The organism is Roseomonas genomospecies 6, from assembly GCF_008365375.1.
Classification (GTDB): domain Bacteria; phylum Pseudomonadota; class Alphaproteobacteria; order Azospirillales; family Azospirillaceae; genus Azospirillum.
In genome coordinates, this window is sequence record NZ_QOKW01000007.1 from 235,711 (window position 1) to 255,217 (window position 19,507).

The window sequence follows — 19,507 nt, forward strand, 5'->3', positions numbered from 1 at the left end:
AGGTCAGCCGCCGGGCGGAGACCATCGACCCGAAGGAGGGGGATTTCTGACCGGCCCGCGAGTCCCAACATTGCGGAGAGGAGTCTCCACGCCGTCAGCCCCACCTCTCTCAGCCAGAGCGGAGCGCGCCCATGTTCGATCCCGCCCAGATCGGCCGCATTTCCCCCGTGGAGCAGGCCGACGCCCTGCGCACCCTGATCGCCCTCTTCGCCACCGCGGTGGTGCGGCCCGGCGAGAAGGCGCCGCGCAACGCCGTCAGCGCCGAGATCATCGACATCCTGGACGAGGTTCCGGCGGAGCGGGCGGAGGCGGTGGCGCAGCTCTTCACCATGATGGCGCTGCGCCTGCGGCGGAAGGGCCGCCCGCGGCGCACCGCCTTCCGGCTGACCCTGGAGACGGCGCTGCTCGCCCGCTCCTATGTCGGGGAGCCGGCGCCTTCGAACGAGACCAGCTATCTGACGTCCGACCGGCCCGGGCTCGGGGCGATCGACCACGCCTGCAACGAGATGCTGGAGCGGATGGCCGGCGTGCCGGACACGGACCAGAGGGCGTGGCTGACGGCGCAGGTGATCGCCACCGGCCTGATCGACGCCGACCGCCGGCACCGCCTGGGCGGCGCCGACCGCGACCGGGGCGACATGGCGGTGGCGGAATTCCTTCTGCGCACGGCTGCCCAGTATCTGGCCGCGACCGCCGTCCGCCCCCCGCCCGGCGAAGCGCCGCCGGAGGGAGGGAAGGGCTGAGGCCGTTCATTGCAGGGCGATGATCGCGGCCATGGTCGCGTAGCGTTCGATGGACTGGGAGGAGGGCGACCGCATCGCCTGCCGGGTGATGGCGAGTTGGTTCTCATGCGAGACCGGCTGCCGGACCCCCAGATGGTTCACCACCTTCGCCAGCGGCACGACATGGGCCGAGGACAGCTCCCAATTCACGATGGAGCCGCCCGCCGGGCGTCCGGGCGTGACGGCGGAGGGCGCCACGCGCAGGTTGATCGAGGAGGCCAGCGACTCCAGCCCCGTCACCGGGACGAAATACAGCATGAAGCTGCGCGAGGTGGGCCGCCAGGGCTCCGCCGTCCGGCCGTCGGGGAAGGCGACGCCGGTCTGCTCGCAGAACAGGCGCTGAAGCGCGGCGAGAGGGCTGCCGACGCTCTCGAAACCGCCGCCCGGCACCGCCCACTGGCCCGCGGCGTCGACGATCCGCGGCTCCGCGGGGCCGCGGCCCCACCATGTGCTGATCTCGCGCCGCCGGACGATCAGAACCTTCGACCCCTCCAGAAACGCCACATGGACATGGCGCATCGCCTCTTCCCCGCATCCCGTTGGCTCCGCTGCCGGAGACGCCCGGGAGGGGCGGGGCGTGAACATTCGGCGGAGGATCAGCCGGCGGCGGCCACCACGCGGTTCCGTCCGTCCGCCTTGGCCCGGTACAGCGCGGCGTCGGCGGCCCGGAGCGCCGCGTCGATTCCGTCGGCATCGCCGAGCCCGACCGCGGCGACGCCGAAGCTCGCCGTCATGCGGAACGCGTCGCCCTCCGGTCCCATCTCCTGCGCGGCGACATGGCCGCGCAGGCGCTCCGCAAGGGCCGCGGCGTCGGTCTGGGCGGTGTTGGGCAGAAGCACCACGAACTCCTCTCCGCCGTAGCGCCCGATCAGGTCACCGGGACGCAGGGCGTCGTCCAGCGCCCGGACGAAGCGCTTCAACGCCTCGTCGCCGGCGGCGTGGCCGCGGCTGTCGTTGATGCGCTTGAAATGGTCGATGTCGGCGATCAGCAGCGACAGGGGAAGGCCGGACCGGCGCGCCCGCCGGATCTCCTCGTCCGCCCTTTCCAGAAAGGCGCGGCGGTTGGCGGCGCCGGTCAACGGGTCGGTCCGGGCCTGCGCGACGAGAAGCCGGTGCATTTCGGTGATGCGCCCGCCGGCCTTCAGCCGTGCCTTCAGGTGGGCGCTGTTCACCGGCTTGTGGATGAAGTCGTCGGCCCCGGCGTCCAGCGCCTTGAACTCGTAGAAGGGCGCATCGTGCGACGTCATCAGGATCAGATAGCTGTAGGCGGTGCGCGGGTCGGCCTTCAGGTGCCAGCACACCTCCAGCCCCGACAGCCGGGGCATCTCCCAATCGATGATGGCGATGTCGAAGGGCTCCGCCCTGGCGCGGTCGAGCGCTTCCTGCCCATCCCTGGCCAGGATCACCTCGTGCCCGTAAGACGCCACCTGCTCCGACAGCATGGCGCGCATCAGGACGGTGTCGTCGGCGATGAGCACGCGCATGGCGGGAAGGTGCCTCATTCCTTTGTCTGCGGTCAATGAGGGGCGGAGCGGTCCGGCCCTTTTGCAGGCATGCCGCTCAGGACGTCCTATCGCCTTCTCGGTAACGTTGCGCCTAAGGTTGTGGTCGCCCCGGCGCGGCCCATGCGGCATAGTACGGCCTGAACGGGGCGCCCGAATCCGGGCGCGCAACGCAGAGGGGACAGCATGGCCCGCTATACGGGCGTCTATGGATTTCCGGAGTCGGAGGACGGCGCGCGGCGTCTGGCCGATGCCCTGAAGGTTCCCTGCCACATCGCCGAACTGCACCGCTTCCCGGACGGCGAAAGCCTCGTCCGCCTGCCCGAGCCCGTGGAGCGGGCCGTGGTCTACCGTTCGCTCGACCGCCCGAACGACAAGCTGGTGGAACTGACGCTGGCCGCCTCCGTCCTGCGCCGCCAGGGTGCTGCGGAACTGTGCCTGGTCGCCCCCTACATGGCCTACATGCGCCAGGACGCCGTCTTCCGTCCGGGCGAACCGGTCAGCCAGACGGTGGTGGGGGACTGGCTGGGCCGGCTGTTCGACCGCTTCGTCTGCGTGGAGCCGCATCTGCACCGCACCCACACGTTGGACGAGGTGTTCGTCGGGCGCCCCTCCCTCTGCCTCAGCGGCGCGGGGGCCATCGCCGAGCGGCTGCGCGCCGACGGGACGGGGCCGGATGCCGTGATCGTCGGGCCGGACGAGGAGGCCGCCCCGCTGGTGGAGGCGGTCGCCGGTCCGCTCGGCCTCACCCCGCTGGTCGGACGGAAGGAGCGGCGCGGCGACCGCGACGTGACGGTGACCCTTCCCCCCGACGCGCCGCTGGCCGGGCGGCCCGTGGTGATCGTGGACGACGTCATCAGCTCCGGCGAGACCATCTTCTCCTGCGCGCGGGCCGCGCGGGCCGCGGGAGCGGCGTCCGTCCGGGTGTTCGGGGTCCATGCCCTGTTCGACGCGGCGGTGAGCGCCCGCTTCGAGGCGGAAGGGCTGGGGGTGCCCCTGTCCTGCGACGGAGTCCCGCACCCCAGCAACGCGCTGCCGCTCGCCCGGCTGATCGCCGACGCTTTGGTTGCGGCGTGTTGACGACACGGTAACCCTTCGGTGGCAGGATAGGGGACAGGGCACAAAAAAGGCGGAGCTTCGCCATGGCACTGTCCCTCACCTTCCACGGCGCCGCCGGCACGGTGACCGGCTCCTGCTTCCGCATCCGGACCGGCGACGGCGATCTGCTGATCGACTGCGGCCTGTTCCAGGGCACCAAGACGGTCAAGGAGCTGAACTACCGGCCCTTCCCCTTCAAGCCGTCCGCCGTGAAGGCGGTGCTGCTGACCCACGCCCACATCGACCATTCCGGGCTGCTGCCGAAGCTGGTCCGCCAAGGCTTCAAGGGGCGAATCCACGCCACCGCCGGCACCGCCGACCTGCTGGCCTACATGCTGCCCGACAGCGGCTACATCCAGGAGACGGAGGTGGAGCGGCTGAACCGCCGCAACCGCCAGCGCGGGCGCCCGGCGGTCGAGCCGATCTACACCCAGGCGGACGCCCAAGCCGCCATCCGCCATCTGCACGCGGTCGATTACGGGGAGTGGGTGAAGGTCCTGCCCGGCATCCGCGCCCGTTTCTGGCAGGCCGGGCACATCCTCGGCTCCGCATCGGTGGAACTGGAGGTGACGCGCGGCGGGGTGACGGAGACGATCCTCTTCTCCGGCGATCTGGGGCCGGGCGGCAAGTCCTTCCACGCCGACGCCGACGGCCCGTCGCGGCCCGACTGGATGGTGCTGGAGACCACCTACGGCAACCGCGAGCGGGTGGAGGTGGGCGAGGCCGGGCGGCAGGCCCTGCTGCGCGACGAGGTGCGGGCGGCGCTGGCCACGGGCGGCACCCTGCTGATCCCCGCCTTCGCGGTGGAGCGCACGCAGGAGCTTCTCTACGACCTGCACCGGCTGTTCGACCGGGGGGAGATCCCGGCGGTGGACGTGTTCCTCGATTCGCCGCTGGCCGACGCGGTGACCGGGGTGTTCCGCCGCCATCTGGCCGATCTCGGCACCGGGGGCGACCCCTTCGCCCGGTCCAACCTGCACCGCGTGCGTTCCGCCGCGGAAAGCCAGAAGCTGAATGCGATCAAGGGCGGCGCCATCATCATGGCAGCCAGCGGGATGTGCGACGCCGGGCGCATCCGCCATCACCTGAAGAACCATTTGTGGCGTCCGGAGGCCACGGTGCTGCTGGTCGGCTATCAGGCGCCCGGCACCCTTGGGCACCTGTTGCAGCAAGGGGCGGACAATGTGCGCATCCATGGCGAGGAGATTGCGGTGCGCGCCCGCATCCGGTCGCTGGACGTCTATTCCGGCCACGCCGACCGCAGCAGCCTGCTGGCCTGGGTCGCGGCCCGGCAGGGGGTGGGGCGCGGCCTGTTCCTGGTGCACGGGGAGGAGGAGGCCCGCGCCGGACTGCGCGACGCGCTGCTGCGCCGCGGCTGGGACCCGGCGCTGATCCGGCTGCCCGATTTGGACGAGGTGGCCGACCTGACCGCCGCCGCCCCGGCGCGGGCTCCGGACGGTCCGCCGCGGCTGGAGCCGGAGGCCGTGGCCGCCGGGCGGGACTGGCACAACCGCTACGCCGCCTTCCTGCTGGACCTGCATCGGGCGCTGGACGCGGCCCCCGACGACTCGGCGCGCGAAGCGTTGCTCCGGGGGATGGGCGACCGCCTGCCGCAGGCGGAACGGGGCGGGGCGGAATGATCGCCCTGCCCACGGTCGGGCCGCACATGCTATAAATCCGGAGCTGCGGCGAAGGAAGGGATGGGGCAGGGCGATGGGGAAAGTGGCGGGCATCGTGGTCCAGATGGCGCGGAAGCTGACCGACGACAACGCCCGGCTGGGCCGTGTCCGCAACGCCGGCAAGCCCAAGACCTTTCCGCATTTCCGGGAGATCCGGAACGCCTACCTGGACATCCAGGGCCTGGTCTTCTCCATCCAGGAGCGCTTGCAGGAGGCGGGCGACGATCTGCCGTCCAACTTTCCGCAATGGGTCATCCGGCAGAAGCTGACCGCCATCGCCTATTTCACCGACATCAGCCACGCCTTCGTCAGCGACCCGCCGCTGGCGCTGACCAGCTCGCTCGGTGCTTTCGACGTTCTTCAGGCGGAGCAGAAGGCGTTTTCAGAAACGTTGAACGCCTTCGACATGATGCTGATGGAAGCCGGCATCGACGACAAGACCGCCGACGAGCTGGACGCCACCCGCACCAAGATCGAGGAAATTCTCGGCATGATCGCGACGCTTCTGGAAAACAGCCCTAAGGTGTTGCAGGAGTTCTGAGCACCACCACACGTAAAGAGAGACTGTCCAAGGATTTATACGCTTTCCGAGTACGCCTATTCTGGCTAAGGTCTACTGGTGCGCGCCGTGCCGGCCAACGGCCTCCGGATGGTCCGGCGAGCGGGCACGGGCGCCCCCGGCGGGGCGTCGCAGCGGCGTGACAGGCAGCTTCGGTACGACCATGCAGAGGTCCTCCAGCCCCGATCCGATCGACCTCGCGCCGGGCGGCGAGTCCGCCGCGGATTCGGCGGCCATTCCGAAGAACCTTCCCCTGCTGGCGCTGCTGGTCGCGCTGCTGCTGACCGCCTTGGCCTGGCATGACACCACGCAGCGCGTGACCGAGGACGCCGAGAGCCGATTCGCCCTGCGGGTGGAGGAACTGCACCGCCGTTTCGAAAACCAGATCCAGACCTATGTGCAGGTGACGCGCTCCGCCGCCGCCCTCTTCACCGCCTATCCGGACGTGAAGCGCGTGGAATGGAACCGGTTCGTGGACGGGCTGAACCTTGCGGAGCGATTCCCCGGAATCACCGGTGTCGCCTTCGCGCGGCTGGCCGATCAATGGACGGGGCCGCATCTGGTGACGGAGGCGCGGATCGACGGGCTGCGCAGCTTCCGCATCTGGCCGGACGTGGCCGGGCCGGAACGGCTCGTCACCCTCTACGCCGCGCCGGTCAACGAACGCAACCTGCGCACGCTCGGCTACGATCTTCTGTCGGAACCGGTGCGCCGCGCCGCCGCCGAGCAGACGCGCGACAGCGGGGAACCGGCGATCACCCGCGCCGTCTCCCTGCGGATCGACGACAACGAGCTTCCCCTGCCGGCCTTCATGGTCTTCCAGGCCGTCTACCGCGACGGGCAGACCCCAACCACGCCGGAGCAGCGGCGGGCCGCCTTCGCCGGGCTGGTGCTGACCCCGGTGCGCGTCGCCCCGCTGGCCGAGTCGGTGTTCGGCGGGATGAGCGACGTGGCGGCGGCGGTGTTCGAAGGACGGACGGAGTTCCCGCTCTACCGCAGCCGCCCGGAGCCTTCGGAGCCGCCGCTGCTGACCACCGACCGGGACATCGCCTTCGGCAACCGCGTCTGGTCCGTCCATTACGAAAGCCGGCCCAGCTTCGAGGCGGAGGTGGACACCTGGAAGCCGGCGCTGGTCCTGGCGGCGGGGCTCTCGCTCAGCGTGCTGCTGTACACGCTGCTGTGGGCGCTGGCCGCGACGCGCCACCGGGCGCTGGTGATCGCCGGGCGCATCACCGCCTCGCTCCGCCGGCGCGAGACGGAACTGGACCTGCTGTTCAACCAGGCGCCCCTGGGAATCGCCCTGATCGGGCAGGATGCGAAGATCATCGACTGCAACCCCGCCTTCGCCCGCGCGGCCGGGGTGCCGCGCGACGGGCTGATCGGCATCGACACCAAGCTGCGCGCCCAGGACCCGGCGATGACCGACGCCATCGACGCCGCCATCGCGGGGGAGAGCGTGCGGCTGGAGGTCGACCGGCTGCTTCTCGCCGGCGGGAGGCACAGCCATTTCTCGGTCCATCTCCAGCCGGTCTCGACCCCCGGCGATCCGCCCTTCGTCATGGCCTTCGTCGAGGACATCGGCGACAAGCGCCGGGCGGAGCAGCACATCCATTATCTGGCCCATTACGACCCGCTGACCGGCCTGCCCAACCGCGTCCTTCTGTTCGACCGGATCGCGCAGGCGGCCCGGCAGGCGCGGCGCGACGGGTGCAAGGTGGCGGTCCTGTTCATCGATCTCGACCGATTCAAGGTCATCAACGACAGCCTGGGCCATTCCTTCGGCGACGAGGTGCTTCGGTCGGTGGCGCGGCGGCTGCACGGCGGCATGCGCCAGACGGACACGGTGGGACGGCTGGGCGGCGACGAGTTCCTGATCGTCATCCCGCAGATCCAGAAGCCGACGGAGGCCGCCGCGGTGGCGGAAAAGGTGCTGCTCCAGCTCGCCGCCCCCTTCGCCATCGGCGGGCGGAACTTCGTCGTGTCGCCCAGCATCGGCATCAGCCTGTTTCCCGACGACGCGGAGGACGCGGAGGGGCTGATCCGCTGCGCCGACATCGCCATGTACAACGCCAAGGACGCCGGACGGAACGCCTTCCGGTTCGTGACGCGGGAAATGGGCGCGCGGTCGCGCGAACGGCTGGACCTGGAGGCCGCGCTGCGCCGCGCCCTTCAGAACCGGGAGCTGTTCCTGGTCTACCAGCCGCAGCTCCGCATTTCCGACGACCTCGTCGTCGGGGTGGAGGCGCTGGTGCGCTGGCGCCATCCGGAAGCCGGACTCATCATGCCCAACCGCTTCCTGCCCGTGGCCGAGGAGACCGGCCTGATCCAGGCCATCGGCGACTGGGTGCTGGACGAGGTGTGCGACCAGATCCGCCGCTGGCGGGACCAGATCGGCCTGACCGTCCCGGTCGCCGTCAACGTCTCCGCCCAGCAGTTCCGCGACGGGCAGCTTCCCGCCAAGGTGGCCGCCGCGCTGGACCGCAACGCCCTCCAGGGCTGGGAGTTGGAGATCGAGGTGACCGAAGGCACCCTGATCGACGACATCCAATCGGCCATCGCGACGCTGCGCGCGCTGAAGCAGCGCGGCTGCCTGATCGCTTTGGACGATTTCGGCACCGGCTACTCCTCGCTCAGCTACCTGCACCGCTTCCCGATCGACAAGCTGAAGATCGACCGCTCCTTCATCCACGATCTGGAGCAGGATGGGGCGGGCGACTCCGTTCCCCGCGCCATCGTCGGGCTGGGCCGCAGCCTGGGCCTGTCGGTGGTCGCGGAAGGGGTGGAGACGGAGGCCCAGCTCCAGCTTCTGCGCAGCCTGAAATGCGAGAGCTTCCAGGGCTACCTGTTCAGCCGCCCGGTGCTGGCGGAGGAGCTGGAGCCGATCCTGGCCCTGCGCGCCGCCCGCAGCCGTCACATCCCGACGACGGAGCCCGTGACGGCGGGGTAGGGCAGGGCGTCAGGGGCGGTCACCGGGGAAAGGTGACCCGTCCCTCCTCCGCGGCCTGCCAGGCGGGCTTGGCGTTGTGGCCGATCTCGCCCCGCTCCGGCTCCATCCCGTCCCTGTACCGCCGCATCGACGGGCGGTGCCGGTTCGCCCCCGGCGCGCCGTCGTCGCGGACCCAGCCGCGCGTCACCGCCGCCCCGGCCAGAATGCCGAATCCAGCAACCACCGCGGCGGTGATCCAGGGATGCATCTGGGCCTCGGTGTAGAGGCTGGTCTCGCGCACGAAGCGGTGCCTCCCGGCGCGCTCCCGCCCGTCGTCGCCATGGCTGTGCAGCGCGTCGTTGCGGCGGCGGAGCGGCCCGCCCGAGCGGATGACGCGCGGCAGGGTCCGCTCCATCACGTAATCGGTGAGCCGAGGCGCGAAGGTCTCCGCCAGAGAGAACAGCTTGGCCCCGCCGCCGACATAGAGGTCGCGCGTCGGACGGCGGGCGCAGTGCAGGATGGCCTTGGCCACGATCTCCGGTGCGTAGACCGGAGGCGGGTTGTTCGGCTCCACATCCATCAGGTTCAGGGCGTGGTCCTCGTACAGGCTGTCGATCGCCGCCGGCTTGATGAGGCTGACCGAGATGGGAGCGCCCTCGGCTTCCAACTCCATGCGGAGCGCGTCGGTGAAGCCCTTCACGGCGTGCTTGGTGGCGACATAGGCCCCCTGGAGCGGGATGGCGCGGTCGGACAGCACGCTGCCGATGTTGATGAGCGCTCCGCCGTTCCGGCGCAGATGGGGGATCGCCGCCAGCGAACCGTTGACCACGCCCCAGTAGTTCGTCTCGAACAGGCGGCGGTGGTCGTCGGGTGCGGTGTCCAGAAGCTTGCCGATGATCGCCACGCCCGCGTTGTTCACCCAACTGTCGATCCGGCCATAGCTGCGGACCGCCGCGTCGGCGACCTGCCGCAGGGCGTCGGGATCGGCCACATCGGCAACGCAGTGGATGGCGTCCCCGCCCTCGGCGCGGATGTCCTCCGCCACCTGGGCAAGGGCCTCGCGGTCGCGGGCGGCCAGAACGACCTTCGCGCCCTGCCGGGCCGCCATGCGGGCCGTGACCAAGCCGATGCCGCTGGATGCGCCGGTGATGACGATCACCTGTTCGTCGATGGGTTTGAGCCGCGGTTTCATGGGGGTCGCTCCTCCGTTCCTCGGGCTGCGGATTCCCCGCTGCATGCGCTGTGAACAGCGGTTCCGGCGGAGCGTTGCCGCTGGACGTCCGTCCGGGCCACTCCGAAAGGAGGGTTGGCGGGCAAGCGGAGCGGCACAGCTTTACCGTGACCTGTCAGGCGGGGGAGGACCTAGCGCCCATGCTCAGAACAGCCGTCCAGACCGGCGGACTTGCCGAACGCTTCCGCCGGGTGCGCGCCACCTCGGCGGAGCTTGCCCGCGGGCTGTCGCCGGAGGATCAGGTGGTGCAGTCTATGCCGGACGCCAGCCCGGTCAAATGGCATCTGGCCCACACGACGTGGTTCTTCGAAACCTTCCTGCTGATCCCGAATCTTCCGGGCTACCGGCCCTTCGACCCGGCCTTCGGTTATCTGTTCAACTCCTATTACGAGACCGTCGGCGCCCGGCATCCGCGTCCGCGGCGCGGTCTGGTGACGCGGCCCGGCGTGGCGGAGGTGGCGACCTACCGCGAGCATGTGGACGCCGCCATGCTGACCCTGCTGGATCGCGCGGAGGCGGAGCGGCTGGCCCCGCTGGTGACGCTCGGCCTCGCCCATGAGGAGCAGCACCAGGAGCTGATCCTGATGGACCTGCTGCACCTGTTCTCCTGCAACCCGGTGGCGCCGGCCTACCGACCCTATCGCCCGGCCTCGCGTGGCCCTGCCCACGAAGCGCACCACGAAGGGCGCTGGATCGGGGTGGACGGCGGGATCGTCGCGGTGGGCCACGGCGGAGAAGGCTTCGCCTTCGACAACGAGGGGCCGCGGCACGAGGTGCTGCTGCGCCCCTTCCGGCTGTTCTCCCGCCCGGTGACCAACGGGGAATGGCGCGCCTTCATCGAGGATGGCGGCTACCGCAACCCGGCGCTCTGGCTGTCCGACGGCTGGGCCACGGTCAAGGCGGAGGGTTGGGAAGCGCCGGCCTACTGGCGGCGCGGCGAGGACGGCGGCTGGACGGAGTTCACGCTGCTGGGCGAACACCCGCTGGACGAGGACGCGCCGGTTTGCCACATCGGCTTCTACGAGGCCGACGCCTTCGCCCGCTGGGCCGGCAAGCGCCTGCCGACGGAGGCCGAATGGGAAACCGCCGCCGCCGGGCTGGCCCCCACCGGCAACACGTTGGGCAGCGGCCTGCTGCGCCCGGTGGCCGCGGCGGGGGGCGCCGTGGGAGTCGGGGGCCTTGCCCAGATGTTCGGTGATGTCTGGGAATGGACGGCCAGCGCCTACAGCGGCTATCCCGGCTTCCGCCCCGCCGCGGGGGCGGTCGGGGAATACAACGGCAAGTTCATGGCGAACCAGTTCGTGCTGCGCGGCGGGTGCTGCGCCACGCCGGACGGCCATGTCCGCGCCACCTACCGGAATTTCTTCTATCCGCACCAACGCTGGATGTTCAGCGGCGTGCGCCTTGCGGAGGACGTCTGATGACCGCAGTTTCCGCCGCCCGTGCCCGTCCGGCGCGGGACGACGTTTTCCTGAACGACGTCCTGGAGGGCCTGTCCCGACCGGACAAGAGCCTGCCCTGCAAATACTTCTACGACGCCGAAGGCTCGGCCCTGTTCGACGAAATCTGCACGCTCGACGAATATTACCCGACGCGGACCGAAACCGCGCTGCTGCACGCCCATGCGGGCGAGATCGCCGGCCTCGCCGGGCGCGGCGCCACGCTGGTGGAGTTGGGCAGCGGGTCGAGCGTCAAGGTGCGCATCCTGCTCGACGCGCTGGACGCGCCGGCCATGTATGTGCCGGTGGACATCAGCCGGGACCATCTGATCGCGGCGGCGGCGCGGCTGGCCGGCGACTATCCGGCGGTGACGGTGGTGCCGGTCGCTGCCGACTATGTGCGCGGCTTCGCCCTGCCGCGCGGGGTGGCGCCGGAACGGACGATGGCCTTCTTTCCCGGAAGCACCATCGGCAATTTCCGGCCCGCCGAGGCGATGGGGTTCCTGCATGGTCTCGGGCAGCGGCTCGGCGCCAGGGCGCGGCTGCTGATCGGGGTGGACCTGCGCAAGGACCCGGCGGTTCTGGAGGCCGCCTACGACGACGCCCGCGGCGTCACCGCCGCCTTCAACCTGAACCTCCTGGCCCGCATCAACCGGGAACTGGACGGCACCTTCGACCTGGACCGCTTCGCCCATGCCGCCCGCTACGACACCGCGCGCGGGCGGATCGAGATGCATCTGCGCAGCCTGGACGACCAGACCGTGCGCATCGCCGGCCATCCCATCCGCTTTGCCCGCGGGGAGACGATCCACACGGAGAATTCCTACAAATACTCCGTCTCCGGTTTCCGCCGCCTTGCCGCGCGTGCCGGCTGGCGGACCGAGCGGAGCTGGACCGACGATGGGCGCCTGTTCAGTCTCCACTGGATGGTGCGGCAGGGCTGACCCCGTTTGGAATGGGGAACACCGCTCCGGGGGCGGGGTTGTTCGGAGTGGATACACCGCAACAACGGGACAGGACCGATGACCAGCATCTTCGACCAGATCAAGCAGGACCACGACACCATCCGCCGCCTGCTCGACGAGGCCGAAAAGGCGGACGGCGACCCGCGCGCCGCCTATGAGGATCTTCAACGCGAGCTGTGGGCGCACGGCAAGATCGAGGAGGCCGTCTTCTACCAGTCGCTGTCCAAGGCCAAGAACACCAAGCAGGAAACCACCGAGGGCCTGAACGAGCACCACATCATCAACGGTTTCCTCGACGAGCTGAACGCCATGCCCGCCGACAGCACCGCCTGGAAGGCCAAGCTTCAGGTGTTGGGCGAGGTCACCCGCCACCACCTCGACGAAGAGGAGGAGGAGCTGTTCGAGGAGGCCAAGAAGGCGCTGGACGACACGCGCGCCGAGGAACTGGGCGGCATCTACGCGGAACGCAAGAAGCAGATGCTGGCCGCACTGGCCCCGCTGCCCAAGAGTGCGTGAGGTTCTGTCTGCAACCTTGCGCGAAACGCCCGGGGCGCGTAGTTTAGGAGGGGAGGAAGCCGGAGCCTAGCCCCGACTCCCCCACCTTCAGATCAGGTACTCGACGGCGAAGCGGAACTGCCATCCGCTCGCCGTCTTCCTGAACTTCAGGCTAAAGCGCAGCCTGCTCAGCATGGCTTTGCCCTCCTGAATGTCAGCCGGGGTAAGTCCCGTCTGACGGGTGCAAGTGTATGGCATTTTCGCCGTTTCGTACATGCTGTGCGTCATGATGGCGCTGCGATCCGACGCACTCCCTTGCGCCGGGGCTTCCCGCCGTGACAGGCTGCGGTCACCCGTTCCGCAGCGCGATCCAAGCCTATGCCCCCGATTTCCAAGCCCGCTCCCAAGTCCGCCGCCGGCTCGCTCGCCTCCTTCGCGCCCTGGGCGGCGGAGAGCGGCGTCCGCGTCTATCTGAGGCCGGTCGGGCTGCTGCCCATAGCGGCCTGGAGCGCCGGGGCGGCGGTGCCGCTGGCCGGGGGCCGCTTCGCCTTCGCCACCGCTGAACTCATCGTCCGGCAGGGTGCCAGGATCGAGCGGGCCTTCGCGCCGCTGACCGAGATCATGGCCTGGGGGTGGGAGCGCGGGACCGCCGTCGCGCAGAGCCTCGACCGCCGGCTGGGCGCTTTGACCCGCGGGCGGGCGCCCTTCGGCGGGGTGGATCTCGCACGGCCTCGGATCATGGCCATCGTCAATGTGACTCCGGACAGCTTTTCCGACGGCGGCGACTTCTTCGACGCCGCAACGGCCATCGCCCACGGCGAGTCGATGCTGGAGGCGGGGGCCGACCTGCTGGACGTCGGCGGCGAATCCACCCGCCCCGGTTCCGCCCCCGTATCGCCGGAGGAAGAGGAGGCCCGCGTCCTGCCGGTGGTCCGCCATTTCGCGGCCAAGGGCGCCGTGGTGTCGGTGGACACGCGGCACGCGCGGGTGATGCGCGCCGCGCTGGACGCGGGGGCCGCCCTGATCAACGACGTGGCCGGGCTGCGCGATCCGGGCGCCCTGCCGCTGGTCGCGGAGAAGGCCGCTCCGGTCGTGGTGATGCACATGCGGGGCGATCCCGGCACCATGCAGCAGAACCCGGTCTATGAGGATGCGGCGCTCGACGTGTTCGACTGGCTGGAGGAGCGGGTGGACGCCTGCCTCGCCGCCGGGGTGCCGGTGGAGCGCATCGCCGTCGACCCCGGCATCGGCTTCGGCAAGACGGTGGAGCACAATCTGGACATCCTGCGTCACACGGCCCTCTACCACGGGCTGGGCTGTGCCCTGCTGATCGGCCTGTCGCGCAAGCGCTTCATCGGCGCGCTGTCGCGGAACGAACCGCCCAAGGAGCGGCTGGCGGGATCGCTCGCCGCCGGGTTGGAGACGCTGAACCAGGGTGCCCACATCCTGCGTGTGCACGACGTCCCCCAAACGGTCCAGGCGCGCGCCGTCTGGGAGGGGCTGCATCTCGCATGGGTGCCGTGACCGCCGTGTGCGTATAACCCTTTGGCGTGCGCGCGGAAGGGTTCTTGACCCCGCCCCCCGTGGCAAGCGATGACATTTTCACACATCCGCGCTTGCGGTACAGTGACTGGGCCATTCCCGAGGGTTTTCATGACGCGACACCTGTTCGGCACCGACGGCATCCGCGGCACCGCCAACATCGAGCCGATGACGGCAGAAACCGCCCTGCGCGTCGCGATGGCGTCCGCTTTGCAGTTCCGCCGGGGCGACCACCGGCACCGCGTGGTGATCGGCAAGGACACCCGCCTGTCCGGCTATCTGCTGGAACCGGCGCTGACCGCGGGCTTCATTTCGATGGGCATGGACGTGGTGCTGCTCGGCCCGGTGCCGACCCCTGCCGTCGCCATGCTGACACGCAGCCTGCGCGCCGACCTGGGCGTGATGATCTCCGCCTCCCACAACCCGTACCAGGACAACGGCATCAAGCTGTTCGGGCCGGACGGCTACAAGCTGTCGGATGCTGTGGAAATCGCCATCGAGACGCGCATGGGCCAGCCCTTCGCGCCGGACCTTGCCGGTTCCGCCGATCTCGGCCGCGCCTCCCGCCTGGAGGATTCGACGGGCCGCTACATCGAGTATGTGAAGAACACCTTCCCGCGCGGCCTGCGGCTGGACGGGCTGAAGATCGTCGTGGATTGCGCCAACGGCGCCGCCTACCGCGTCGCCCCGAAGGTGCTGTACGAGTTGGGCGCGGACGTGATCCCGGTCGGGGTCAGCCCGGACGGCCTGAACATCAACAAGGACTGCGGCGCCACCGCCACCCGGACCCTGCAGGAGCAGGTGGTGGCCCATGGCGCCCATCTGGGCATCGCGCTGGACGGCGACGCCGACCGCCTCATCATGGTGGACGAGGCCGGGCGCGTCGTGGACGGCGATCAGGTGATGGCGCTGATCGCCTCCTCCTGGGCGCAGGCGCAGACGCTGAGGGGCGGCGGGGTGGTCGCCACGGTCATGTCCAACCTGGGCATGGAACGGCATCTCCAGGGGCTGGGCATCGCGCTGGTCCGCACGCCGGTCGGCGATCGCTATGTGGTGGAACATATGCGCGAGCACGGCTACAACGTGGGTGGGGAGCAGTCGGGGCACGTCGTGCTGTCCGATTATTCCACCACCGGCGACGGGCTGATCGCCGCACTCCAGGTTCTGGCGGTGCTGATCCAGTCCGGCGGCCGGGCGGCCAGCGAGGTTTGCCAGGTCTTCGCCCCGGTGCCGCAGAAGCTGACCAACGTCCGCTTCGCCGCCGGTTCGAAGCCGCTGGACATCGCTTCCGTCCAGGAGGCGATCCGCGACGGCGAGGCGCGGCTGAACGGGTCGGGACGCATCCTGATCCGCAAGTCGGGGACCGAGCCGGTGATCCGCGTCATGGCCGAGGGCGACGACGAAGGGCTGGTGCACAAGGTGGTGGCGGACATTGCCGGCGCCATCACGGACGCCGCCCGGCTGGAGACCGCGTCCTAGGCGCAACGACCAACCAGACGAAAGCGATCCCGATGCAGGCCAACCCGATCAACGGCCGTGTTCTCATCGTCGCCGGTTCCGATTCCGGCGGCGGTGCCGGCATCCAGGCGGACATCAAGGCGGTCAGCGCGCTGAACGCCTTCGCCATGACGGCCATCGCGGCCCTGACCGCGCAGAACACGACGGGGGTCTATGGGGTCGTGCCGGTGGACCCGGCGTTCGTCGCGTTGCAGATGAAGGTGGTGCTGGAGGATCTCGGGGCCGACAGCATCAAGATCGGCATGCTCGCCAACGCCGCCGTCATCGAGGCGGTGGCCGGCGAGTATGAGGAGCGGGCGATCAACGTCCCGTTGGTCGTCGATCCGGTGATGGTGTCCAAGAGCGGCCATTTCCTGCTGGAGCCGGACGCCGTTCAGACTCTGCGCAAGCGGCTGCTGCCGCACGCGGAGGTGGTCACCCCCAACCTTCCGGAGGCGGAGGCCCTGACCGACATCCCGGTGCGCAACCTGGACGACATGCGCCGCGCCGCGGAGATGATCCGCACCTTCGGGCCGAAGGCCGTTTTGCTCAAGGGCGGCCATCTGGAGGACGAGCGGTTGTGCGACCTGCTGCTCACCGAGGATGGGGAGGAGGTGTTCGAGGGGCGGCGCGTCCACACGCCGCACACCCATGGAACCGGCTGCACCATGGCTTCGGCCATCGCCGCCGGCATCGCCCAGGGCATGACGGTGCGCGATTCGGTCGCCCGCGCCCGCGCCTATGTCGAGCAGGCGATCCGCACGGCCCCCGGCTTCGGCCACGGCCACGGTCCGCTGAACCACCTGCACACGGTGAGGCCGTTCCCGTAAGGGCGCGGCCTTTCCCCCTTCGTCACACGATCGACAGCATCGCCGTCTGCGGGTTCTCCAGAAGCTCCGCCAGGGTGCGCAGGCCGCGCGCCAGCTCGTCCCGTCCGTGCGGGTGGCATAGGCCGAGCCGGACGGCGTGGGGAGCGGCGGCCCGGCCCACGGCGAAGACGTCGCCCCCGGTCACCTTCACGCCGCGCCGCAGCGCCTCCTCGACGAAATCGTCGCGCCGCCAGGGCTCAGGCAGGACCAGCCACAAATGCTGCGCCGACGGGTGCCCGCAGACGGCGCTGGCGGGCAGGATCGAACGGGCGATCTGCTGGCGCGCCATGGCCTCTCCCCGTTGGGCATCGGCCACACGGTCGGCGGCGCCTTCGGCGATCCAGCGCGTCGCGACCTCCGGCGGCAGGGGCGGGGAGGAGTACTGCAGGGCGCGGATGACCGCCTCCACCCGCGGCACCAGGGGCGGCGGAGCGACCACATAGCCGACCCGCAGCCCGGCGGACACGCTCTTGGACAGGCTGCTCACATAGAGCGTCACGTCCGGGGCAATGGCCTGGATGGGTTTCGCGTCCTGGATGAGGAAGCCGAACACGTCGTCCTCCACCAGCACCACGCCGTGACGGCGGGCGATGGCCGCGATCTCCATGCGCCGCGCCTGCGGCATGACCGAGGCGGTGGGGTTGTGCAGGGTCGGCACCAGATACAGCGCCTTGGGCGCCAGCCGGCGGCAGGCGCTGTCGAAGCTGTCCGGCACCACCCCATGCTCGTCGATGGCGATCCCTTCCAGGTGGTAGCCCTCGACCGCGCTCAGCGTCTTGATGCCGTAGTTGGTCAACCGCTCCGTCAGCACCACGTCACCGGGGCGGGCCACGGCGGCCAGAGCCACCGCCATGGCGTTCTGCGCGCCGGTGGTCAGAAGGATCGTGTCGGCGGAGGCCGCGACCCGGTGCTGCCGCGCCAGCCATTGCGCTCCGGCGGCGCGATGGGCGGGCAGGCCGGCGTGCGGTGCGTATTCCAGCAAAGCGCCCAGGTTCCCCGACGCGCCGATGGCGGCGAGGGTGACGCCCATCATCTGCGCCGACATCGGGTGTTCCGGCGTGACGACCGTCATGTTGATGAGCGAAGGCTCGGGACGGGGCGTCCAGGTGAAGGGATCGGAGGGGGGCATGTGCCGCTGCCCCAGCACGAAGGTGCCGCGCCCGACCTCGCCGCCGATTAGGCCGCGCTTTTCCGCCTCCGTATAGGCGCGGGTGATCGTTCCGACGGTGACGCCGAGGCGGTAGGCGAGGTCGCGGTGGGTGGGAAGCCGCGTGCCGGGGGGAAGCCGCCCGCTGGCGATGTCGTCGGACAAGGCGTCGGCGATGGCGCGGTAACGCGGGCCTTGCCGGCCCGCCAGATCGGGAACCCAATTTGTCATGGGGACAATGATGACATTGTGCCGAACCTCCGGCAAGTGTCACCGCATTGTCGCCATCGTCGGGGGGCAACGGAGTCGCGTGGGCGGGAACTGCAAAGGCAAGGCGGGCGTTGCAGTAGGAACGCCCGGCGCCCTTTCGCCATCCCCCTCGCGCCGGGCACAGCCGGGAGAGCACAGGCATGAGCGCCGAAAACGCCATCCGACACACCTACGACCGCTTCTTCGGAGGCGCGCAGAATCTCGGGCCGCTGGAGCGTGCGGTGTCCACCGGCCTTGGCCTCGTCATGGCCGCGGGCGGCGTTCGCCGCGGGGCCGACGTGCGGGGCGCCATCATGGGGCTGGCCGGCGCCGCCCTGGTCGCCCGCGGCATGAGCGGACATTGCCCGGTGAAGGCGATGATGACGGACGACGGTCACGAGCGCCTGTCCGGCCCGGGATCGGTCCGCTACAGCCCCGGGGAAGGGCCGCTGGAGCGGACTCCGGCCCGCACGGGCTCCTATTCCTGACGGAACGGGTTCGTCATGAGGATGAGGAGGCGGCGCGGCGGCGCCGCTTCCATTCCTTCCAGCGCCGCTCGCCCCGCACCAGGACGCGGTTGATCGGCGGGCGAAGGAAGGGAACGTCGTAGGCGAGCAGGACAAGGCCGAGCGGCAGCATCCAGATGCCGAGAATCGGCAGGAAGCTGAACAGGCCGCCGAGCATCAGCAAGAGCCCCGCGGGCACGCGCACCCATGTCGCCCGCGGCTCACGAAGCCAGCGCAACGCCCGCGCCATGGAGTTGGGAAGCTTCTCCTGGATGCGGTCCACCCGCCGTTCGAGGCGTCTGTGGTGCAGGTCGCTCAACGCGGCGCTCTCCATGCTGTTGATCCGGCTCTGTGGTTGGTGGTGGGGTGGTTGTTCAAAGGGCGAGCGGCGGCCCGGCCCTCCGGACCGTTCGCTCCATGCCGCCATATGGGAACAGGCGAGCGGGTTCCAAGCTCCCTCTTCTTGCGGGAATGTCCGGGATGCCGGGCATCTTGAAAGGCGCCGGCCACGCGGCCAATTATTAGGGCATCCAGGGTCCGGGCCCCTCTGGCAGCCGAGTCGTCGGTTGCGATGTCGGATCTCTTCATCTGCTCTTGCGCCGACGGGCGCGACCGCATCTGGAGGGTTTTTCGATGGACTCCGCAGCCATTCCATTTCCGCAGCCGCTTTCCTACGCCCGATCCGCCTCGAATGTCTGCCGGACGAATGCATGCCGGAGAGACGATTCGCGCCTGTGCGCCGCGGGCGGGTTGGGATAAGACTTGCCGGAAACAACGGGCCGGAACAACGGGCCGACCGAAGGCCGCTCAGAGGCTTGAACGAGGGAGTTTTACCAATGTTCGACCAGTATCCCAACCAGAGCCGTTGGGGCACCGGCGCCGCGGGCTTGGACCGCGCGGCGTTCGACGAGGGCCTGCGCAAGCACATGCTGCGGGTCTACAACTTCATGATGCTTGGGCTGGGCGTGACCGGCCTCGTGGCGTTCTTCGTGGCGAGCACGCCGGCGCTGTACGTGCCGAT

Annotated in this window: 18 protein-coding genes and 1 pseudogene; 13 read left to right on the plus strand and 6 right to left on the minus strand. The window is 70.0% G+C overall.

Annotation, left to right across the window (positions count from 1 at the left end; translation table 11 throughout):
• Positions 1–131 precede the first annotated feature (131 nt).
• On the plus strand, positions 132–743 hold the full coding sequence (locus DS843_RS12085) for a hypothetical protein (protein ID WP_149469122.1): 612 nt from the start codon (positions 132–134) through the stop codon (positions 741–743).
• A 6-nt stretch (positions 744–749) separates the two neighbouring features.
• Here the strand turns inward: DS843_RS12085 and DS843_RS12090 are convergent, their stop codons facing one another.
• Both DS843_RS12090 and DS843_RS12095 read right to left on the minus strand, forming a co-directional pair.
• Positions 750–1,301 carry an NUDIX hydrolase gene (locus DS843_RS12090; protein WP_149469123.1) on the minus strand — a complete coding sequence of 184 codons (552 nt, stop codon included), beginning with the start codon at positions 1,299–1,301 and terminating at the stop codon, positions 750–752.
• A 77-nt stretch (positions 1,302–1,378) separates the two neighbouring features.
• The gene (locus DS843_RS12095) at positions 1,379–2,284 is read right to left on the minus strand and encodes a diguanylate cyclase (RefSeq protein ID WP_167525275.1); all 906 of its coding nucleotides are present in this window, start codon (positions 2,282–2,284) and stop codon (positions 1,379–1,381) included.
• A gap of 186 nt (positions 2,285–2,470) precedes the next feature.
• On the opposite strand from DS843_RS12095, the gene prs reads away from it, so the two are divergent.
• The 4 genes from prs (at position 2,471) to DS843_RS12115 (ending at position 8,567) form a co-directional block, all read left to right on the plus strand.
• Complete coding sequence (prs, locus tag DS843_RS12100; protein WP_149469125.1) at positions 2,471–3,364, plus strand: ribose-phosphate diphosphokinase; 894 nt, start codon at positions 2,471–2,473, stop codon at positions 3,362–3,364.
• Positions 3,365–3,426: 62 nt separating this feature from the next.
• A complete protein-coding gene (locus DS843_RS12105; RefSeq protein ID WP_149469126.1) occupies positions 3,427–5,022 on the plus strand; it encodes an MBL fold metallo-hydrolase in 1,596 nt (531 codons plus the stop codon).
• A 73-nt stretch (positions 5,023–5,095) separates the two neighbouring features.
• On the plus strand, positions 5,096–5,602 hold the full coding sequence (locus tag DS843_RS12110; protein WP_149469127.1) for a hypothetical protein: 507 nt from the start codon (positions 5,096–5,098) through the stop codon (positions 5,600–5,602).
• Between the two features lie 181 nt (positions 5,603–5,783).
• Entirely contained in the window at positions 5,784–8,567 is a 2,784-nt protein-coding gene (locus tag DS843_RS12115; RefSeq protein ID WP_149469128.1) for a bifunctional diguanylate cyclase/phosphodiesterase, read from the plus strand.
• Positions 8,568–8,586: 19 nt separating this feature from the next.
• Here DS843_RS12115 and DS843_RS12120 read toward each other — a convergent pair whose 3' ends face one another.
• Positions 8,587–9,738: an SDR family oxidoreductase gene (locus DS843_RS12120; protein ID WP_149469129.1), complete on the minus strand. Its 1,152-nt coding sequence runs from the start codon at positions 9,736–9,738 to the stop codon at positions 8,587–8,589.
• Between the two features lie 179 nt (positions 9,739–9,917).
• On the opposite strand from DS843_RS12120, the gene egtB reads away from it, so the two are divergent.
• The 3 genes from egtB to DS843_RS12135 all read left to right on the plus strand — a co-directional run bounded on the left by egtB (position 9,918) and on the right by DS843_RS12135 (position 12,697).
• Positions 9,918–11,198 (plus strand): ergothioneine biosynthesis protein EgtB, encoded by a 1,281-nt coding sequence (gene egtB, locus DS843_RS12125; RefSeq protein ID WP_149469130.1) that lies wholly within the window; start codon positions 9,918–9,920, stop codon positions 11,196–11,198.
• On the plus strand, positions 11,198–12,160 hold the full coding sequence (gene egtD / locus DS843_RS12130; RefSeq protein ID WP_149469131.1) for an L-histidine N(alpha)-methyltransferase: 963 nt from the start codon (positions 11,198–11,200) through the stop codon (positions 12,158–12,160). Before egtB ends, egtD begins: the two co-directional genes overlap by 1 nt.
• Before the next feature lie 78 nt (positions 12,161–12,238).
• Complete coding sequence (locus tag DS843_RS12135) at positions 12,239–12,697, plus strand: hemerythrin domain-containing protein (protein WP_149469132.1); 459 nt, start codon at positions 12,239–12,241, stop codon at positions 12,695–12,697.
• 87 nt (positions 12,698–12,784) lie between these two features.
• On the opposite strand, the gene DS843_RS12140 is transcribed toward DS843_RS12135, so the two are convergent.
• A complete protein-coding gene (locus DS843_RS12140; RefSeq protein ID WP_149469133.1) occupies positions 12,785–12,964 on the minus strand; it encodes a hypothetical protein in 180 nt (59 codons plus the stop codon).
• Positions 12,965–13,054: 90 nt separating this feature from the next.
• On the opposite strand from DS843_RS12140, the gene folP reads away from it, so the two are divergent.
• From folP to thiD, 3 genes are all read left to right on the plus strand, one after another.
• On the plus strand, positions 13,055–14,200 hold the full coding sequence (folP, locus tag DS843_RS12145; protein ID WP_149469134.1) for a dihydropteroate synthase: 1,146 nt from the start codon (positions 13,055–13,057) through the stop codon (positions 14,198–14,200).
• A 129-nt stretch (positions 14,201–14,329) separates the two neighbouring features.
• Positions 14,330–15,697, plus strand: coding sequence for a phosphoglucosamine mutase (gene glmM / locus DS843_RS12150; protein WP_149469135.1), 1,368 nt, complete (start codon positions 14,330–14,332; stop codon positions 15,695–15,697).
• A 47-nt stretch (positions 15,698–15,744) separates the two neighbouring features.
• Positions 15,745–16,545, plus strand: coding sequence for a bifunctional hydroxymethylpyrimidine kinase/phosphomethylpyrimidine kinase (gene thiD / locus DS843_RS12155; protein ID WP_149469158.1), 801 nt, complete (start codon positions 15,745–15,747; stop codon positions 16,543–16,545).
• A gap of 22 nt (positions 16,546–16,567) precedes the next feature.
• Here the strand turns inward: thiD and DS843_RS12160 are convergent, their stop codons facing one another.
• The gene (locus tag DS843_RS12160; RefSeq protein ID WP_149469136.1) at positions 16,568–17,962 is read right to left on the minus strand and encodes an aminotransferase-like domain-containing protein; all 1,395 of its coding nucleotides are present in this window, start codon (positions 17,960–17,962) and stop codon (positions 16,568–16,570) included.
• 179 nt (positions 17,963–18,141) lie between these two features.
• On the opposite strand from DS843_RS12160, the gene DS843_RS12165 reads away from it, so the two are divergent.
• Complete coding sequence (locus DS843_RS12165; RefSeq protein ID WP_149469137.1) at positions 18,142–18,468, plus strand: YgaP family membrane protein; 327 nt, start codon at positions 18,142–18,144, stop codon at positions 18,466–18,468.
• A gap of 13 nt (positions 18,469–18,481) precedes the next feature.
• Here the strand turns inward: DS843_RS12165 and DS843_RS12170 are convergent, their stop codons facing one another.
• A complete protein-coding gene (locus DS843_RS12170; protein WP_149469138.1) occupies positions 18,482–18,820 on the minus strand; it encodes a hypothetical protein in 339 nt (112 codons plus the stop codon).
• A gap of 502 nt (positions 18,821–19,322) precedes the next feature.
• Between DS843_RS12170 and DS843_RS12175 the strand changes: the two are divergent.
• Positions 19,323–19,507, plus strand: a pseudogene (locus tag DS843_RS12175) (hypothetical protein); the annotation flags it as partial.